General features: G+C 37.1%; 15 protein-coding genes. 4 read left to right on the plus strand and 11 right to left on the minus strand.

The annotated features are described in order from the left end of the window. Nucleotides 1-43: 43 nt before the first annotated feature. The 8 genes from bamA to ACFIL3_RS03760 form a co-directional block, all read right to left on the minus strand. Entirely contained in the window at nucleotides 44-2,440 is a 2,397-nt protein-coding gene (gene bamA / locus ACFIL3_RS03725; RefSeq protein WP_375613471.1) for an outer membrane protein assembly factor BamA, read from the minus strand. A 202-nt stretch (nucleotides 2,441-2,642) separates the two neighbouring features. Then, complete coding sequence (locus tag ACFIL3_RS03730; RefSeq protein ID WP_375613470.1) at nucleotides 2,643-3,791, minus strand: RIP metalloprotease; 1,149 nt, start codon at nucleotides 3,789-3,791, stop codon at nucleotides 2,643-2,645. Nucleotides 3,792-3,806: 15 nt separating this feature from the next. Further along, the gene (locus ACFIL3_RS03735) at nucleotides 3,807-4,622 is read right to left on the minus strand and encodes a phosphatidate cytidylyltransferase (protein WP_375613469.1); all 816 of its coding nucleotides are present in this window, start codon (nucleotides 4,620-4,622) and stop codon (nucleotides 3,807-3,809) included. Nucleotides 4,623-5,353: 731 nt separating this feature from the next. Beyond that, nucleotides 5,354-5,914, minus strand: coding sequence for a ribosome recycling factor (frr, locus tag ACFIL3_RS03740; protein ID WP_273790667.1), 561 nt, complete (start codon nucleotides 5,912-5,914; stop codon nucleotides 5,354-5,356). Nucleotides 5,915-5,951: 37 nt separating this feature from the next. Further along, nucleotides 5,952-6,671: a UMP kinase gene (gene pyrH, locus ACFIL3_RS03745; protein ID WP_273790666.1), complete on the minus strand. Its 720-nt coding sequence runs from the start codon at nucleotides 6,669-6,671 to the stop codon at nucleotides 5,952-5,954. Between the two features lie 156 nt (nucleotides 6,672-6,827). Further along, entirely contained in the window at nucleotides 6,828-7,751 is a 924-nt protein-coding gene (gene tsf, locus ACFIL3_RS03750) for a translation elongation factor Ts (protein WP_375612122.1), read from the minus strand. Between the two features lie 102 nt (nucleotides 7,752-7,853). Continuing rightward, on the minus strand, nucleotides 7,854-8,633 hold the full coding sequence (gene rpsB, locus ACFIL3_RS03755) for a 30S ribosomal protein S2 (protein WP_273788135.1): 780 nt from the start codon (nucleotides 8,631-8,633) through the stop codon (nucleotides 7,854-7,856). A gap of 167 nt (nucleotides 8,634-8,800) precedes the next feature. Next, complete coding sequence (locus tag ACFIL3_RS03760; RefSeq protein ID WP_375620783.1) at nucleotides 8,801-9,637, minus strand: cell envelope integrity EipB family protein; 837 nt, start codon at nucleotides 9,635-9,637, stop codon at nucleotides 8,801-8,803. Nucleotides 9,638-9,782: 145 nt separating this feature from the next. Between ACFIL3_RS03760 and ACFIL3_RS03765 the strand changes: the two genes are divergently transcribed. Both ACFIL3_RS03765 and ACFIL3_RS03770 read left to right on the plus strand, forming a co-directional pair. Next, nucleotides 9,783-10,244, plus strand: coding sequence for a RidA family protein (locus ACFIL3_RS03765; protein WP_375607219.1), 462 nt, complete (start codon nucleotides 9,783-9,785; stop codon nucleotides 10,242-10,244). Between the two features lie 134 nt (nucleotides 10,245-10,378). Continuing rightward, entirely contained in the window at nucleotides 10,379-10,801 is a 423-nt protein-coding gene (locus ACFIL3_RS03770) for an HIT family protein (protein ID WP_375607220.1), read from the plus strand. A gap of 7 nt (nucleotides 10,802-10,808) precedes the next feature. Here ACFIL3_RS03770 and clpA read toward each other — a convergent pair whose 3' ends face one another. Together clpA and clpS are read right to left on the minus strand one after the other, a co-directional pair. Further along, the gene (clpA, locus tag ACFIL3_RS03775; RefSeq protein ID WP_375613468.1) at nucleotides 10,809-13,160 is read right to left on the minus strand and encodes an ATP-dependent Clp protease ATP-binding subunit ClpA; all 2,352 of its coding nucleotides are present in this window, start codon (nucleotides 13,158-13,160) and stop codon (nucleotides 10,809-10,811) included. 6 nt (nucleotides 13,161-13,166) lie between these two features. Then, nucleotides 13,167-13,538, minus strand: coding sequence for an ATP-dependent Clp protease adapter ClpS (gene clpS / locus ACFIL3_RS03780; RefSeq protein WP_375681847.1), 372 nt, complete (start codon nucleotides 13,536-13,538; stop codon nucleotides 13,167-13,169). Nucleotides 13,539-13,772: 234 nt separating this feature from the next. Between clpS and ACFIL3_RS03785 the strand changes: the two genes are divergently transcribed. Together ACFIL3_RS03785 and ACFIL3_RS03790 are read left to right on the plus strand one after the other, a co-directional pair. Further along, nucleotides 13,773-15,122 carry a D-alanyl-D-alanine carboxypeptidase gene (locus ACFIL3_RS03785; RefSeq protein WP_375629618.1) on the plus strand — a complete coding sequence of 450 codons (1,350 nt, stop codon included), beginning with the start codon at nucleotides 13,773-13,775 and terminating at the stop codon, nucleotides 15,120-15,122. Nucleotides 15,123-15,154: 32 nt separating this feature from the next. Further along, on the plus strand, nucleotides 15,155-15,433 hold the full coding sequence (locus tag ACFIL3_RS03790) for a hypothetical protein (RefSeq protein ID WP_375612117.1): 279 nt from the start codon (nucleotides 15,155-15,157) through the stop codon (nucleotides 15,431-15,433). 1,830 nt (nucleotides 15,434-17,263) lie between these two features. Here the strand turns inward: ACFIL3_RS03790 and ACFIL3_RS03795 are convergent. Next, a complete protein-coding gene (locus ACFIL3_RS03795; protein WP_375613465.1) occupies nucleotides 17,264-18,655 on the minus strand; it encodes an L-serine ammonia-lyase in 1,392 nt (463 codons plus the stop codon). Nucleotides 18,656-18,763 lie beyond the last annotated feature (108 nt).

Genomic DNA, 18,763 nt, shown 5'->3' on the forward strand with positions numbered 1-18,763 from the left:
TAAGCTATTCTCTTCAAGTTTTTCCTTCTTAAAATCGCTCAAATCAGAACTTCGTAGAAATACCAAAGTTCAATTGTTGCAAACGATCACCTTCCTGCTTCGTTATTGGCCAAGCATAATCAAAACGCAAAGGACCAAACGGAGAATCCCACATCAAACTCACACCTGCAGATGAACGCCAAGCACTTTTGGTATTGGTAACAGACGGTTCACCCTTAAAAACGGCTTTATAATTATTGCCATAAAGCGTGGCAATATCCGCAAATAAAGCACCGCGCAACCCAAATCCTTCAGGCACGACAGGGATAGGGAACTGTACTTCAGCAGTCGCATTCATATATGTCGTTCCCCCCAAGAAATAAACCTCACCCTTACTGGAAACCTGACGCGGACCTATTCCATTATATTTGAACCCTCGAATCATATCAGAATTTACTTTAAACATATCGAAAATACGAACACCATCTCGGCCCATTCCGTGGATATAACCACCCCCAAAGGAAAGCAAACCAACGATATCCTTCTGGTCAGAAAGAGTCTTGTACATCATCGCCTTACCCGTGGTCTTCAAGAACTTTGCACTCCCACCAAGCCCTGCATATTCCTGAAGCAGATGCACGTACCACCCATCATGGGGGGATCTCATATCATCAATCGTATTATAGGTGAAACCATAACTAATTGATGAACGTTTCCAAGGGCTGTGTTTTGCAGCTTGAACAATCGCACCAGAATATTTCCCATATAATTCTATTATGTCACTCTCTTTGTCAAAATCATACTCTCCGCCAAAATCATATTCTTCCTGCACATAAGAATAAGCTACATTAGCAGATAATTGATTATTAATAGGTAACGAAAACCGCAGCGATCCACCTGTCTGCCGTACATCATAGGCTTTATCAGCACGATAAGTACTACGAAAAACATCAACACCAGCAGATAAACGATACCCTAAGAAATAAGGATCAACAAATGATAAATTATAATTACGAGATTTTTCTTGCCCCGCACCTAATCCTAAACGAACATATTGACCACGTCCCCCAAGATTACGTTCAGTAACAGAAACTTCAAGTGACATACCAGGACTTGTTCCCCCTGTTGTATACCCTCCAGAAAGAGAAAGATCTCCTGTTGAAGCTTCAACGACATCTATTACCAAAACAACTTGGTCAGATTGATCTGTAGGAACCATTGAAATATTAACGGCTTTGAAGAAACCTAAACTTTCTAGACGACGTTTTGCCCGCTGTAATAAAGTTTGATTGTAAGCATCTCCTTCGTTTAAATCAATCTCACGGCGAATGACGTAATCACGCGTTTTCTCATTGCCACGTATATCAATACGTTGAATATAAGCACGTGTACCCCGTTCAATATTATATAAAATTGAAATTGTATGATTTGCTAAATTACGATTTCCCCGCGGTTCAACTTTAGCAAAAGCATATCCCGAATCAGCAACTTTGTTATTAATAGTTGCAACAGACTGTTCAATATCTTCTGCACTATAAACATTACCTGGCTGGGTTTTAAGCATCCTTTTCACAGATTGAACGTCAATTCCATCAACATCACTTTCAACCTGAATATCGCTAATTTTATAGAGCGCACCCTCATCAAGAACGAAAGAAATTTTATACGTATTGCTTGCTGCATCAAAAGTTGCTTTAGAAGAGACTACACGAAAATCTGCATAACCACGGTTATAATAAAAGCGACGTAAAGCTTCTTCATCAACAGCGAGGCGCTCTTCACTGTAAACATCACCTCCCAACAACTTCGAAAAAATTCCTGAAGTTTTTGTTGAAATCACATCACGCAAACGACGACTTCCAAAGACATTATTTCCCTTAAAAGTGATATCACCAATCTTTGTTTTTTTCCCTTCAACGACATTAAATACCACATTAACCCGCCCTTTTCCAAGGTTAATCGTTTGAACGTTAACAGTGATATTATTACGACCAAGAGTTTTATAAGCCTCACGAATTGTATTTATATCAGCAGAAAGCTTAGCAGAATTAAAAGGCTCATTCGGTTTTAAAGAAATAAACCGCTTAAGATCTGGGTCTTTAAAAGATTTATTTCCTTGAAACAATATTTGATTGACAACCTCATATTCTTTTACGAATACAACCAATTTATCACCCACCGGATTTATTTTAACATCATAAAATAAACCCAATTCGAAAAGGTTCTTCACAGCACTATCAACATCACCACTGGAAACACCTTGCCCAACCTTAATCCCCATATTGTCTCGAATCGCCTGAGAACTTACAAACTTATTCCCACGAACCTCAATAGAGCGGACTACAGACGCTTGTATTTCTCCGACCGCAGCAATTGACATAAAAACCGTTGCTGGGGCAAACATCCCCATCTTTAACACCAATACAGATGCTGCATTTAAAAACTTTGAATTCGTAGTCATTGGCTTTTTTACCTTACTCTCGTTCCTTGGACATGATGCCTTAAAAGCTAACTGCCATAACAACCTTTTTACAGCGAGACTTTTCATTCCTTAATTACTCATTATAATGTACAACGCCACAACATTTTGTAGACATGGTAAACAACCTTCAATTTGTTTTTGCTATTATTACTTAATTTATAAAGCGTTTTCCATAATTTAATTAGCTAAACCAACAAAAATAATCATTAAAAAAGACAAAGATCATAAAAAGGAGAAGAATGGAAAAACCTAAACGAAAAACGATTCCCTGAATTTTAGCAGATATTTTCCTCCCAGTAATGACCTCAATGACATGCAATAAAAGATGCCCACCGTCAAGCGGTAGAATCGGAAAAAGGTTAATAAGCCCAACACTTATTGAAAGAAAAGCTGCCAAATTCAACAAAGAGATAAAACCTGTCTCGCTCACTTTCCAAGCAATTTTAACGGTTTTAGAAGGTCCACTTAGCCGACAACGATCCTCTTTGCCTCCTATTAAACGACTCATAAAAAGAACGGTTTGAGTGGCGATAAACACAGTACGGTCTGACGCTTTTCTTACAGCTGTTACAAAACCATAGCGAATATGTTTTATATAAGTTGGATCTAAACGTGCAGGATTATTTAAATCAACAGGAACACCTACACCTATCATAGCACTTCGTGTTCGATTACCAAATCCATCATCTCGCTCAACGACTTTCGGGGTAATCATCGTTGTAAAGACTCGCCCCATGCGTTCTATTTTAAACTCTATGGGTTCTCTTCCGTGAAAAGCTACATAATTCATCAAATCTTCAAAGCTTTCAACCCGTCGTCCATCCATTTCAACAAAACGATCACCTAATTCCAAACCGGATTGAAGAGCAGGGCTATCTTTTACCAAAGAACCAACAACGGGCTCAATGGCTACACGACCATAGATAAAGAAAAAAAATGTTAGAATAACAACAGTAAAAAGGGCATTGAAGAAAGGACCGGCAAAAACAGTTGCTGCTTTTTTCCAAGCATGCGCACTAGCAAATGAACCATCGACAATCAGAGATGATTGGGATGATTCCGTATCGATTTTTTCCTCATCCCCAACAAATTTTACATAACCTCCTAAGGGGATAAGTGCTAAACGCCACTTCGTGCCATGCTTATCTGTATAACTCGCTATTTCTGGTCCAAATCCAAGCGAAAAAATTAACGCCTTAATACCACACCACCGACCAATGAGATAGTGCCCAAATTCGTGCACAAAAATGATAATCATAATGATGAAAAGAATACTCAAACTTCTTAAAAGAAAATCACCCATAGTGACGATATGATTTAAAAGTTCCAAACTATCTTCTCCCAATTAGATCATACTAAAAAGATTAAAAGGCGCATCCATATCAGACATAAATGAACCAATTAAATAAAGAAGAAAAGCTGCCCCTACCAATCCATCTATACGATCCATAAAACCACCATGTCCAGGCAATAAAGAACTAGAATCTTTAACAGAAAACCGTCTTTTGAGCCATGATTGCCCTAAATCACTCAATTGTGAAACAATTGACAAAACAAGTGTAAGGAGTGGCACAAAAAAACTGGCTAAATTTATATCAAAAAATCCAAAAGCAACCCATATACCACCGAAAACTCCGACAAATGTACCACCAAGTGCTCCTGACCATGTTTTATTAGGAGAAAATTGTGGTGCTAATTTAGGGCCCCCTAATGCACGTCCGATAAAATAACCACCGATATCTGTTCCCCACACTATCGTAAATAAGAAAATAACAACTTGGAACCCCAACATTTCATGATCCCGTAGAAAGCATAAAGCAACAACAGGAAAAGATGCATATAAAAAACCACAAAAAACCCAACCACTCTTTTTTATAGATATAATAGCTAACACTGTAGCTAAAACGATTAAAACACAAAAAATCAATGAAGCAGATACACTCAATACTAAAAAAAAGCCAAAGATTAAATAAAAGATACTTGCTAATATTTTTTGTAAAATACACCATTTCTCTTTAGTAATACTCATCCACTCATAAAGAACAAAACCGCCAATACACCATACAAATAAAAAAAAGAAGTTTCCTCCCAACCATGTTAGATACAACGCAATAATGCCAAAAACAAAAGCTGTCAGAATACGATAAACCAAATTAGACAAAACAACATCCAAACAATAAAAATAGAAAATACAAGCTCTAAAATTAACGCAAGAAAAACTCCCCTACGCAGTATTTTTATCTCATACCTGTATAATTTCTCTTATAATTTATCATAAATAATTCAGTCTACTAAGATAGCGCTTATGAAACTAATAATCAATGAAAACAGCTTCAAAAATCTCCGTCAAAATTATAAAATATTTTTTTAATATTTTCTCAATATAAAATGAAAAAGCAGTTACCTCTGCCCCATACAAATTAACTAATATAGGTTTCGTATAAAAACACTTTTCTATCAACTATTCGTCATTAAAAAATGAATTACGCCACATAACATCTGCTTGATCAATTATACTCACATGTTTTATAATGAGAAATAAGAGAAAGGTTAGACTTGTTTTTTTGCATTATATTCTTTCCTCAACCTTCATCTTAGAATATTTGAATAATTTCTAATAATGCTTTCATTATGCATTTTAACAAAGACGTGCTCAACTAAAAACCCGCACCATGCTGTTAAATAGTGTCTCCCAGCAAAGGGCATGATTTATCACGCAGACTAAAAAATTAAAACATCTGCCCTTTCAAATCAGTCTCTCCCATATCAAAATGATAGAACACCTTCCTGCATCACACCTTGCTACCACAGAGCACACCACTCCCCACAATTATCCCTAGAAACAATTTACAGGCTGGGAGTAAATATCCTTTTTCTAGTGACAAAATCGTCTTAAACGTGCATAATTTCAGATTCTTTTACGGCTAAAATTTTATCAATATCAGCAATAGTTTCATCCGTGAGTTTTTGAACTTTTTCAGACAAACTATGGGCTTCATCTTGTCCAATTTCACCATCTTTTTCTAACTTTTTCAAATTGTCCAGACCATCCCGACGAACATGACGTGTAGCAACACGCGCTTGCTCTGCATAGTGATGCGCAATTTTTACAAGTTCTTTACGGCGCTCTTCATTCAATTCAGGCAAAGGAATACGTAGATTCGTACCATCAGTTATGGGATTTAAACCAAGACCAGAATCGCGAATAGCGCGCTCTACAGCTCCGACCATCGTTTTATCCCATACAGAAACAGAAAGCATCCGAGGTTCGGGAACAGAAATATTAGCAACCTGATTTATATGCACAACAGAACCATAAGATTCAACGGTCAACGGTTCTAATAAACTGGCCGATGCACGTCCAGTCCGCAAACCACCTAATTCATGTTTAAAAGCCGTAATGGCACCATCCATGCGACGTTTCAGATCATCCATAATTGATGTAACATTCATATTTCTGTCTCCTTCAATTGTCCTTTGAAGCTTACCCTTATTCCGATACTATTGTAAAGCGTCCTGTTCCATTCAAGACCTTAGCCAAACCGCCTTTTTCATGAATGGAATACACAATAATCGGTACATTGTTCTCACGTGCTAAAGTGACCGCCGTTGAATCCATAACAGATAATCCCCATTGCAAAACTTCAACATGTGTTAATTGGTCAAAACGCTTAGCCGTAGGGTCTATTTTTGGATCTGCTGAATAAATACCATCAACTTGTGTTCCTTTAAGAAGGACATCCGCACCAATTTCTGCTGCACGTAAAGTAGCAGCAGAATCAGTGGTAAAAAATGGATTTCCTGTACCACCTGCAAAAATAACAACTTTTCCCTGATTCATATAAGCTATTGCTTTACGTTGCGAGAAGCTTTCACAAATTTGTGGCATAGCAATCGCAGAGAGTACAACAGTTTCAACCCCTAATTTTGTCAAAGATGTTCGCAATGCTAAAGAGTTAATAGCAGTTGCAAGCATTCCCATATGATCACCTGTCACTCGGTCCCCACCATGCGAAGCAACAGCAACGCCACGAAAAATATTTCCCCCACCGATAACAACCGCAACTTCTATCCCCATTGTGCGCACTTCTGCAATATCAGCGGCAATACGGTCTACAACAGAAACATCAATGCCAAAATTCTGCCCTCCCATAAGAGCTTCACCAGAAGCCTTTAAAAGAATACGTTTATACGGAAGTGCTAATGCCATTCATAATCTCCCCAAAAGCACATTTATTTTCGCTTTTGACACCACGAAGGGCACCACTTTTTTCACGTGACGCCCTCTCAACAATTATATTGTTCCCCTCAGAGATTCTACAACCAACGATATGACTTTAAATCTCTGTTCAAGAGTTTGCAATAACTAGCCTTTTACAGCAGCAGCAACCTCTGCAGCAAAATCAGACTCCTCTTTTTCCACACCTTCACCTAATGCAAAACGAATAAAGCCTGTAATTTTTGCTGGAGCACCAATTGATTTCTCAGCATCCTTTAAAGCGGCCTCAACAGTTATATCAGGATTCATAACAAAAGCTTGAGAAAGCAAAACAACCTCTTCAAAAAACTTACGCATACGTCCTTCTACCATTTTTTCAATGATATTTTCAGGTTTTCCAGACTGACGTGCTTGATCTGAAAAAATTTCTTTTTCTCGCTCAACAGCAGCAGCATCAACATCTTGTGCTGTAAGTGCTAATGGATTGGTTGCCGCAATATGCATCGCGACCTGCCGACCAAAAGCAAGAGCAGCCTCTTTATTTCCTGTTGTTTCAATCGCAACCAAAACACCAAGTTTTCCAAGCCCATCAGCCACACTATTGTGTATATAAGTCGCAACAACACCATTCTCAACAGACAATTTAGCGGAACGACGAAATGTCATATTTTCGCCAATTGTACCAATTGCATCTTTAATCGTAAGCTCTACAGTCTTCTCAGAACCTGGATAAAGAGAAACAGAAACAGATTCAACATCCCCTAGCGTATCTAAGGCAGCAGTTGCTACTTTACGCACGATGTCTTGGAATCCATCATTGCGCGCAACAAAATCTGTTTCAGAATTAATCTCAACCAAAACTGCATGTGAATCTTTTGATACGACTCCGATTAATCCCTCAGCTGCTGTACGACCAGCCTTTTTATCTGCTTTAGCTATTCCTTTTTTACGAAGCCAATCAACAGCAGCTTCCATATCACCATTGGTCTCTGCTAGGGCGGCTTTACAGTCCATCATACCAGCGCCAGATAGTTCTCGAAGTTCTTTTACTTGTGCAGCAGTAATGCTCATATTTGCCTCTTTATTTTATAACAGTGAAAGCGTGCAAAATCCCTCTGCACGCCTATAACTTCTTCTTTAGACAATAAAAGTACCTTAATTAGGCATTTTATATTATTCAGAAACTTCTGAAACTGCATTTTCTTCCAAAATAGGCTCCACAGGTGCATCAACTTGAGCTCCTAAATCGATACCCATTGCTCCTTGCTGGCGTGCAATACCATCAAGAGCAGCACGGGCAAAAAGATCGCAATAAAGAGAAATTGCACGTGAAGCATCGTCATTACCTGGTATTGGATGTGTTACGTCATCGGGATCACAATTGGTATCAATAATAGCAATCACTGGAATACCTAAACGCTTTGCTTCTTGGAGTGCAATATTTTCTTTATTCGTATCGATAACAAAGATAAGATCTGGAACAGAACCCATATCTTTAATACCACCAAGCGCACGATTAAGCTTTTCACGATCACGTTCAAGATTTAAACGTTCCTTTTTAGTAAAGCCTTGCGCTTCAGCAGCAAGAATTTTGTCAAGCTTCCGCAAACGATGGATCGAATTGGAAATCGTTTTCCAGTTTGTGAGCATGCCGCCAAGCCAACGTGCATTAACGTAATACTGAGCGGAACGATTCGCCGCATCTGCGATAATGTCAGATGCTTGCCGTTTCGTACCAACAAAGAGAATACGACCACCACGCGCTACAGTATCTGAAACAAGTTTAAGTGCTTGGTGTAAAAGTGGAACGGTCTGAGCAAGGTCAATAATATGGATATTATTACGCTGGCCATAAATATAGGGAGTCATTTTGGGATTCCAGCGATGAGTCTGGTGACCAAAATGCACACCGGCTTCTAAAAGCTGGTGCATAGTAAAATCGGGTAGTGCCATAAATCTTATCCTTTCCGGTTCAACCTCCGCGGAAAAAGCAGGAAGACCTGCTACCGGCGGATGCTTGCTAGAAGTTTCTCACAGATCATTTGCAAACACCCAGACTCCGCGTGTGGAATAGCGCAAACATACTAATATTTGATTCTTTTTCAAGTTATTTTCTTTAATCATTTAATATTTGCATTTTCACATTGATTAAGATCTTTTCCAAGTTCCAAGAATTCGAGACTGTTCAATTTTGCACGCACTGAAAAAGTTCCATAATCTATATGAAGATCACGCATGACACCATTCTCATGTAAGAGAAAACTGCTACGATAAACCGGCAAACCATCTTTATTTTCTCCATCATCAAAATAAGAAATTGTAACAGGCCAATATTCTTCTTCATCCAATTTTCTTACTTTTTCCGTTTCGCTATCAGATAAAAGCGTCTTCTTTTCCCCTATGACGATACTTTCTTTTATAACTTTATCTGCTTTATTTGTCCCATCAAATACAGTAACATTGTAAAAATGATCTCCTGCTTTTGCATGGCGGATAATATTTTTTAGTTGCATCATTGGAAATTCAGCCATTGCAAGCTTATACTCTTTTTCCTTTGGCTTTTTTAAGGTAACTGTGATACCATCTTGCGTACGCTCCGCAACCCCCTCGGCACGATGCACAACCTCTTCTCCCTCTTGATCTGTAATATTAAAACGAAATGTACGGCTGTCTCCTGTTTCATAACTCGTCGTCTGTTGATCCGTCAAACGTACTGGCATATCTTCAATGTGAACACGGCTAATAAAACGAAAACGTGTGCTATAGCCCTGGCATGCCGAACCAGTGAGCTCGTAAACCATTCGTCCTGACATCGCAGAAATTGTCATTTCATGAGAAACACTATCGAGATGAAAATCATAAATTGCTCGATGAGGCACAATAAAAATGGGCTCTTCAGCTCTCGCAGTACATAAAAAAACAATATATAAAATTATTATAAATAATGATCTAATCATTCCCAACTTCCGAACTTTATCCCCGTTGCATAACATCATACAATAAGGCAAAAAAGGCTAATTTCTCAATTAACCACACATTTTCTTAAATCAAAAAATAGATTATGCAATGAATATATTATAAAGCAGCTATGGAGTTAAAATTATGACCAATATGATTGAAAAAAACTTAGAAAAATTCGGAATCACTCTTCCTGAAGTAATCTCCCCCCTTGCCAATTACATCACCACTTCACAAAGTGGCAATCAACTCTTTATTTCTGGACAACTCCCTCTTATTAATGGAAAACCAATAGCCATCGGTAAAGTTGGTGCAACTGTGAATACCGAACAAGCCCAAAAAGCATCTGAAGCTTGCGCTCTCAATATTCTCGCGCAACTCAAGGCAACTCTGGGTGACTTAAATAAAATAAAACGTGTGGTCAAAATTACTGTTTTTGTGGCTGTAGATTCTCATTTTACCGATATTCCTTTTGTTGCCAATGGAGCTTCTAATTTATTCGTCAATATCCTTGGTGAAATTGGAAAACACGCCCGTTCTGCTATTGGTGTTGCCTCTCTTCCTATGGATGTTCCTGTAGAAGTTGAAGCCATCATAGAAATCTAAACCTTCATTAAGACAGTGCATTATCCTAAATATAACTGAAGTCAAAATACTTCTTTGTCTTACACTCTGATAAACCTTGCATTTTTTCGTTTTTAAATTAGAATCTTAAACTTACGATAAAAGGAAATATTTGTATGAAACAAGCTTATGACAATAACAATATTTTTGCTAAATTGATTCGCAATGAAATCCCTTCTGTTCGGGTCTACGAAGATGATGATGTTATTGGATTTATGGATATCATGCCACAGGCACCAGGTCATACGCTGGTCATTCCTAAAAAAGGCTCTAGAAACTTACTTGATGCAGATCCTGAAACATTATTTCCTGTTATTAAAGCTGTTCAAAAAATTGCAAATGCTGTCAAAAAAGCCTTTCAAGCAGATGGCATAACTGTCATGCAATTTAATGAAGCAGCTAGTCAACAAACCGTCTATCACCTTCATTTTCATATTATACCACGTATGGAGGGAATAGAGCTTACCCCTCATAATGATATGGTAACGCCTCCAGAAATACTTGAAGAGAATGCAAAAAAAATTCGTGCAGCTTTATAACACACTCTTAAGTTGTTGTGCTTTTTTTTCCTACACGTTTTTTTGTAAAGTTTTCCATTTTACTTTTCTTTGAACTTACAGATATATCGGAAGATGAAATTTCTAACTGTAAGCTTTCTTTTTTACCATTTGATTTTTGTGTCAATACGCGAACGGTACCACCATTGCGTAACTTTCCAAATAAAATTTCATCAGCTAATGGCTTTTTAATATATTCTTGTATAACACGCCCTAATGGGCGTGCTCCCATCTGAGAATCATATCCTTTATTAGAAAGCCATAAAGTTGCAGAAGGGCTTAATTCAAAACAAATTCCTCGATCAGCTAATTGTGCTTCAAGCTGAAAAATAAATTTTTGCACTATCTGATTGATGATTAAATGAGATAAAGGTGCAAACGGAATAATTGCATCTAACCGATTACGAAATTCTGGTGTAAATAACCGATTGATTGCTTCTATATCCTCACCATCACGATGTACTTTCCCAAATCCAATAGCTGATTTTGCCATATCTGAAGCACCAGCATTGGTTGTCATAATCAAAATAACATTGCGGAAATCAATTTTCTTACCATTATGGTCTGTTAATCTACCATAATCCATTACCTGCAATAAAATATTAAATAACTCTGGATGCGCTTTCTCAATCTCATCTAGCAATAGAACTGCGTGAGGTTTCTGATCAACGGCATCTGTAAGGAGACCTCCTTGATCAAACCCTATATAACCTGGAGGTGCTCCGATTAAACGTGCTACCGTATGCCGTTCCATATATTCTGACATATCAAAACGCAATAATTCAATGCCTAAAGATGATGCAAGCTGTTTTGCAACTTCAGTTTTTCCTACACCTGTTGGTCCTGAAAATAAATAACTTCCTATTGGTTTATCCGGTTCGCGTAAACCTGCTCGCGCCAATTTTATGGATGAAACTAAAACGGAAATTGCCTGATCTTGACCATAAACAACATGTTTGAGTTCTCTTTCAAGCTTACTCAGTATCTTCTGATCATTCCGGGAAACTGTTTTTGATGGAATTCTTGCAATTGTAGCAACAGTCGCTTCAATTTCTTTAACACCTATACTCTTCTTGCGTTGTTTTTGTGGCAAAAGCTTTTGCGCTGCGCCACTTTCATCAATAATATCAATTGCTTTGTCAGGTAACCTACGGTCAATTATATAACGTGAAGATAATTCTACAGATGCCTTCATCGCCTGATCTGTGTATTTAATCTGATGAAAATCTTCAAAGTAAGGCTTCATCCCCTGCAAAATCTTAATCGCATCTGTAACAGAAGGTTCATTAATATCAATCTTCTGAAAACGACGCTCTAAAGCACGATCTTGTTCAAAGAATTTGCGATATTCTCTGTAAGTCGTCGAACCAATACATCGCATAGTTCCAGAAGATAACACAGGTTTCAAAAGATTTGCTGCATCCATATTTCCCCCTAATGTCGCTCCTGCTCCAATTAAGGTATGAATTTCATCAATAAATAAAATAGCATCTGGATACAGCTCAAACTCTTTAATAACTTGTTTTAAGCGTTCTTCAAAATCACCGCGATAACGTGTACCTGCAACAAGTCCCCCCATATCAAGAGAAAATATTGTTGCATTTGATAAAACTTCAGGCACTTGCCCATCAACAATACGCTTTGCCAACCCCTCAATTATAGCTGTTTTCCCTACTCCAGGATCACCAACCAAAAGCGGATTGTTTTTTGACCTTCGACATAAAATCTGTATCATGCGTGAAATTTCTATTTCACGGCCAATTAATAAATCAATTTTTCCATTACGTGCTTTACAATTGAGATCAACACAATAATTCGTTAAAGCACTTGTTCCTCTTTCACCATTATCCGAAATCTGCTGATCTAATTGCTCTTCAAGTCCTTCAAGTAACATGGATAACCCATCATCACGCGTGACACCCTGTGAAATAAAACGTACAGCATCGTAGCGTGTCATTCCCATCTCTTGAAGAAAATATGCTGCATGGCTTTCACGTTCAGAAAAAATTGCAACAAGAACATTTGCCCCCGATACTTCATCTTTTCCAGCTGATTGTGCATGAATCACCGCACGTTGGATAACACGCTGGAAAAAAGCTGTAGGCTTTGTATCCTCATCAGCTCTAATCTGTTCATCTAACTCTGAGCGAAGATAATTGGTTAAGCGCTCTCGCAATTCCTCCACATCTACTTGGCAAGCCTGAATAACGGAATTTGCATCGGCATCATCTAACAGCGCAAGTAGAAGATGCTCTAGTGTTGCATATTCATGCCGTGCTTGAGTAGCAATTGTTAATGCACGATGCAAAACCTCTTCAAGACTAGGTGTAAAAGATGGCATAGCTCCTCACTTCCATTCCATTACACATTGTAACGGATGTTCATTTTGACGCGCACATTCCCTCACTTGTAATATTTTCATTTCAGCGACTTCATAAGTGTAAGTCCCACATTCTCCTATCCCATTGTGATGAACATTTAACATTATCCGCGTTGCCTCTTCGAAACTTTTTTTAAAAAAGCTCTTCAAAACGAAAACAACAAAATCCATAGGTGTGTAATCATCATTAAGCAAAAAAACTCGACATAATTTAGGTTTTTCGAGTTTTTCTCTAGCCTTAGGCATTATAACCGCACCATGCCTACCTTCATCCCAATTCTTGCCCTTTTCATTATGCATAATATGAGCTATAGAGTTTATTATGAGCATCTGTCCCATTATCGTTTTCCATGCAGCACATTTTTATTAATTTTAAATTCTTTCATAACTATTGCAATACCTGTTTGTATTAGAAAAAAATTTCCCTCTATGGTTAGACTTCAATCACTCACTCATAAAATAACTTCTGTAAACAAATTAGTAATACCATTCGTCTAAACTGCATCAATAAATTACAGAAAAGGAAGCTTTATAGAAGTTTTTTAGGATAAATGGAGAAATAGGATACTGCAAGTGTATATTAATTATCAAAAAATTATGCGCTACTGTAAAACAATAGCAATTTCTTTTGTTATGTTAGCTTTTTCTTACTGTTGGGCATCCGCCACACCTCAAGGCGCCTATCCTGATAAGTATGCGGCTATTGTTATAGATGCTACTACGGGAAAAACTTTATTTCAAGCCAATGCAACACTGAAACGTTATCCTGCTTCTTTAACAAAAATGATGACATTGTACTTACTCTTTGAAGCTATGCAGATGCGTCGTGTGACACCAAATACACCAATTCCTGTTTCACATTATGCAGCAATGCGTCCACCGACAAAAATTGGATTTAAAGCAGGCCAAACAATTTCTGCAGAATCAGCAGCTAAAGCACTCATTACAAGATCCGCAAATGATGTTGCTGCTGCCATTGCAGAATATCTTGGAGGTAGTGAAAAAAAATTCGCTCAAATGATGACAGTAAAAGCTCGTAAACTTGGCATGAAACATACACATTTTGCAAATGCTTCAGGACTTCCGGATGTGCACAATTATTCTACAGCACGAGATATAGCGACTTTGTCATTAGCTTTACGTAAACATTTTCCCAAACAATATAAATTGTTCAAAACAAAAAGTTTTAATTTCCGTGGACATAAAATTAACAGCCACAATAAACTTGTTAAAATAATGAAAGGTGTCGATGGAATTAAAACAGGCTACACACAAATGTCAGGTTCTAATTTAGCAACTTCGATGCGTCTTGAGGGGCGCTCTATTGTCGCTGTTGTTATGGGAGGTAAATCATCTACTGCACGTGACGAGCATATGGCTAGCTTATTGAATCAATATTTGCCCAAAGCAAGCCAAATGAAAAGTGGTGAACGTTTAATAGCTTCTGTACGCTATCACTTACCCACTGGGGCCAATACTCCTATACCGACCATTAAAGCTGATTCAAGTAATTTTGACGATGAAATTTCGACTATGTTGACAGCATTTGCAGAACAACCTAAAAACTCCAATATCGCAATAACGGCTGTCAATAAGGTAATTATACCAATACCGAATCCTCAAAAAACTATACCGGCTGAGACTCATAAAATTGTAACAGTCTCTTTGTCCGAAAATGCCGGATGGGCTATCCAAATTGGTTCTCTTCCTAGTGAAGAACAAGCAAAAACTCTACTTTTAAAAGCAAAAAATATAGCTTTTTCTACTTTAAAGCACGCATCTTCACACATGCAACTGTTTGAAAAAAATGGGCGGCGTTATTACCGAGCGCGCTTTACAGGGTTTCAATCAAAAAAAGCTGCATTTGACGCTTGCTCTACATTAAAGAAAGCAAATTTTAACTGCTATACTGTAGCCTACTAAAAATTTTTGAATTCTGCGTTAAGGATAGTATTATGACAGATAATGCTTTTGCTTCATTCCATAAAAAAGAAGTTTTATTGAAGCAATCATCCCTCCTTTCATTGCGTTCTCTTCACGATGCTGCCGCAAAACTTACTGGTTTAAAATATAATTCTACTGCATTAGATACACAGTCTCTTGTTAACCTTCTCATTTGCCAAACAATGCGCAACCGTCGTCTCATAATGCCTCCTGTACGCATTCATTTACGCGTTGCGAGCCAAACTGGTAATGTGCCTATTAAAATCCGTTTAGGAGCAACAAATATTTAATTCTACAGACCCTCTCTAAAAAATTATTTTATTATTAACCATTATCTACAGCCTTAGAAAACCTTTTGATAAACATACTTTTTTCTTAAATTGTTGAATTTTCTGACAGCTTTTCCAACTATCCAATATCTCCAAGCTTTCAATAAAACATTGTTAAGGACATAAAAATACCCAATATTTTTCCACTTTTTGGATTTAATATAAAAAATTATCCTTGATATCTTTCTGGAAAAAATGAATAGCTTCATTAGATGAAAGCTTATCATTTGGTGGGATTATTGTAAAAGTTCAATAAAGAAAATCCCTCTTAATAACGCTCCCTATACAACATAAACGCTGTAAAAAAAAACAATCTCACTTCTCTTACTTGTATTTATGTCAACAGGCACAGAAAATTGGAAAATACAAATACTATCGATGAAAAAACGTAAATAAATTATCAGATTAAATATTATGATAACGATTTCCATAAGATTTTAATTTATAATTATAATTTATTTTTTGTATATTGAACAAGAGATTTTCGTAAAATACTCTTATTTTACTTCTTATATTGAATCAGTCAAAATCGCTCGCTTGCTCATCACGAGCAAAATTGACATATAAAGCATTTACAAAAGGAATCAAAGTATCCCTTATGAATCATTTCAAGTACTAGGATCTTTTGTAATATTGAAAGTTGAAAAAAGGATGATAGTGCTGGTTTTCTCCCTTTATAAATAAAGATGCTAATACTCTATAGATTTTATACCATTCATGGAAAACTTACATTATATTATTCATATGCAAGATACTGATTTATAAAGATAATTAATTATTTTGTTTGTTAGATGAGAATCTCGAATATCGTAAGATTCTCTCATTTAAAATCTGTTTATGTTGAATCAATCAAAACCGTCTCTTGCATGTTATGAGCGAGATTAGTGTGTAGCGTGAAACTGTCCCAAAAAGACTAAAAATGCCTATAATGAACCGTTTCAAATGCCAAGTGCTTTAGTCCCCCTGTACAGAGGGGGGCTCTGGTAAAGTGTGTAACCATGCCAGCGTACTTCTTTTTATTAAGCATAAAGATAGAGACAGCTCAATGGATTTACCGTTATATCATTCACAGGTACCATCGCGAAATGAGCTTGGGGGGAGGCCTGAGAGATATTTTTTTAAAACGAACTCACGAACGCGTAACACGACAATGTTCTATCGTGTGCATTCTATTCTCATGAGAATTTTTATAAATATTTCTTAATGTATACGTTATTATTTATTTTAATTTTTTTGTCGGTACAAAATTTATAAATAAAAAAGATATTTCCAATATATCTCTTAATTATTGTAAATTAGTGTTTTTTTTCAAGGCATTTTTTACCATACTAGGTAGAAAAAACTTCACTTTTAAAAAATTAAAACCTTTAAAATTCTACTTTCTTCATCATAATTATTCAGACTTAAAACAAATTTTCCTTGGATACTCAGGCATAATCTTCCATTACTTAAAAGATATATGGCTATGGAAACTTTTTAAAGCCATAAAACCCAGCTAAAAATAATGGCAGATTGATCACTAATTTTACTTTACGCTTTCTTATTTTTTCCAAATTACACTTTTCCCCACTTTAGAGACAAATCAAACAGATGTACAACACTCTCCCCTCCAAGCTTGCATGCAACACCTATTATTCGTTAAGAAAACACTGAATCATCTCAGATTTATTTCAAACTACTGCTGCACTAAAGTGGAATTTTGATTTATAAGGAACAAAAAACATAAGCTTTATTAGGAAATACGATCTCTCTCCAAAAAGTCCAGTTATGGATTGAAAAATGTTCCAGCTCTTAACAAGATATCGCATTGACTGCAAGACCACCTTTACTTGTCTCTTTATAGCGTTCACTCATATCATGACCAGTCTGGCGCATTGTTTCTATACAAGCATCAAGAGAAACAAAATGATCTCCATTACCATATAATGCAAGAGAAGAAGCCGTTACCGCCTTAACAGCTCCCATTGCATTACGCTCAATACAAGGCACTTGTACAAGACCTGCAACAGGATCACATGTCATTCCCAAGTGATGTTCAAGCGCAATTTCTGCCGCATTTTCAATTTGAGCTGGTGTTCCACCTAACGCTGCGGTCAACCCTGCTGCGGCCATTGAAGATGCCGTTCCAACTTCACCTTGACACCCAACTTCTGCACCAGAAATAGAGGCATTATGTTTGATAACACCGCCTATAGCTGCTGCCGTTAATAGAAAATTATGTATTCCCTCTCGATCTGAATCATCATTAAACTGAAGATAATAACGCAAAACGGCTGGGACGACACCGGCTGCTCCATTTGTTGGTGCTGTAACAACACGACTACCTGCTGCATTTTCCTCATTGACTGCTATAGCATACACCGAAAGCCAATCATTTGCCCAAAGTGGATAATTGTAATTTTTCTTTTGTTTTTCCAAAAGCGTTTCATGCAGCTTTTTAGCGCGCCTTAAAACACGCAATCCACCAGGCAACTCACCTTCTTGTGAAAGACCTCTATCAATGCAATTTGTCATCGCTGAAAAAATTTCATCAAGCCCTACATCAAGAGAAGAACGCTCTATCTTTGTTTCTTCATTTAAGCGCTTCATTTCAGCAATTGAAAGTCCTGATTTTTCTGCCATTGATAACATTGTACAAGCAGAATCGAATGGATATGGTACCTCAAATGCTTCTGGTTGTATATTATCATTCATATGGCTTAATTCATCCTCAGTCACAACAAAGCCACCACCGATAGAATAATAAATCTGCCGCAACAGAACATTCCCATCAGTATCAAGTCCTTCAAAGGCTAGTCCATTTGTATGTCCAGGGAGGATTTGCTTTCGTTCAAAAATAAGATCACGTTGCACATCAAACTGATAAGCGGGATGACCTTCTGGTTGCACTTTTTTTTCACGTATAACTTTTTCTAACAAAAACCCCATGCTATCAGGATCAACAGTAGAAGCTTTTTCTCCTAAAAGTCCTAATATGATAGCTCTATCTGTTGCATGACCAATACCCGTGAAAGCTAAAGAACCATAAAGATAAACACGTATACGAGAAACTTGAACATCAGACGACTGAGAAAAATCTCCTATCTTTTGCAAAAACATATTAGCAGCAGTCATTGGTCCCATCGTATGTGAGCTAGAAGGACCAATCCCAATTTTAAAAAGTTCAAAAACAGATAGAAACACGTATCACCTTAAACTATAGTACAGCTTGAGCATATATGCTTTTTCATAACGTTTCTTCCGCTTAAAATCAAATTGCGAGATAAACTAAAAAAATGACAACAATAAACA

The organism is Bartonella sp. CE47NXGY (assembly GCF_042195415.1).
GTDB lineage: Bacteria > Pseudomonadota > Alphaproteobacteria > Rhizobiales > Rhizobiaceae > Bartonella.

Coding starts and splice junctions, on each gene's coding strand:
- frr (WP_273790667.1), bottom strand. CDS start 5,914: ATGAATGTTACATCAATTATGGATGATCTGAAACGTCGCATGGATGGT.
- bamA (WP_375613471.1), bottom strand. CDS start 2,440: ATGACTACGAATTCAAAGTTTTTAAATGCAGCATCTGTATTGGTGTTA.
- tsf (WP_375612122.1), bottom strand. CDS start 7,751: ATGAGCATTACTGCTGCACAAGTAAAAGAACTTCGAGAACTATCTGGC.
- ACFIL3_RS03770 (WP_375607220.1), top strand. CDS start 10,379: ATGAAACAAGCTTATGACAATAACAATATTTTTGCTAAATTGATTCGC.
- clpS (WP_375681847.1), bottom strand. CDS start 13,538: ATGGGACAGATGCTCATAATAAACTCTATAGCTCATATTATGCATAAT.
- ACFIL3_RS03790 (WP_375612117.1), top strand. CDS start 15,155: ATGACAGATAATGCTTTTGCTTCATTCCATAAAAAAGAAGTTTTATTG.
- clpA (WP_375613468.1), bottom strand. CDS start 13,160: ATGCCATCTTTTACACCTAGTCTTGAAGAGGTTTTGCATCGTGCATTA.
- ACFIL3_RS03760 (WP_375620783.1), bottom strand. CDS start 9,637: ATGATTAGATCATTATTTATAATAATTTTATATATTGTTTTTTTATGT.
- rpsB (WP_273788135.1), bottom strand. CDS start 8,633: ATGGCACTACCCGATTTTACTATGCACCAGCTTTTAGAAGCCGGTGTG.
- pyrH (WP_273790666.1), bottom strand. CDS start 6,671: ATGGCATTAGCACTTCCGTATAAACGTATTCTTTTAAAGGCTTCTGGT.
- ACFIL3_RS03765 (WP_375607219.1), top strand. CDS start 9,783: ATGACCAATATGATTGAAAAAAACTTAGAAAAATTCGGAATCACTCTT.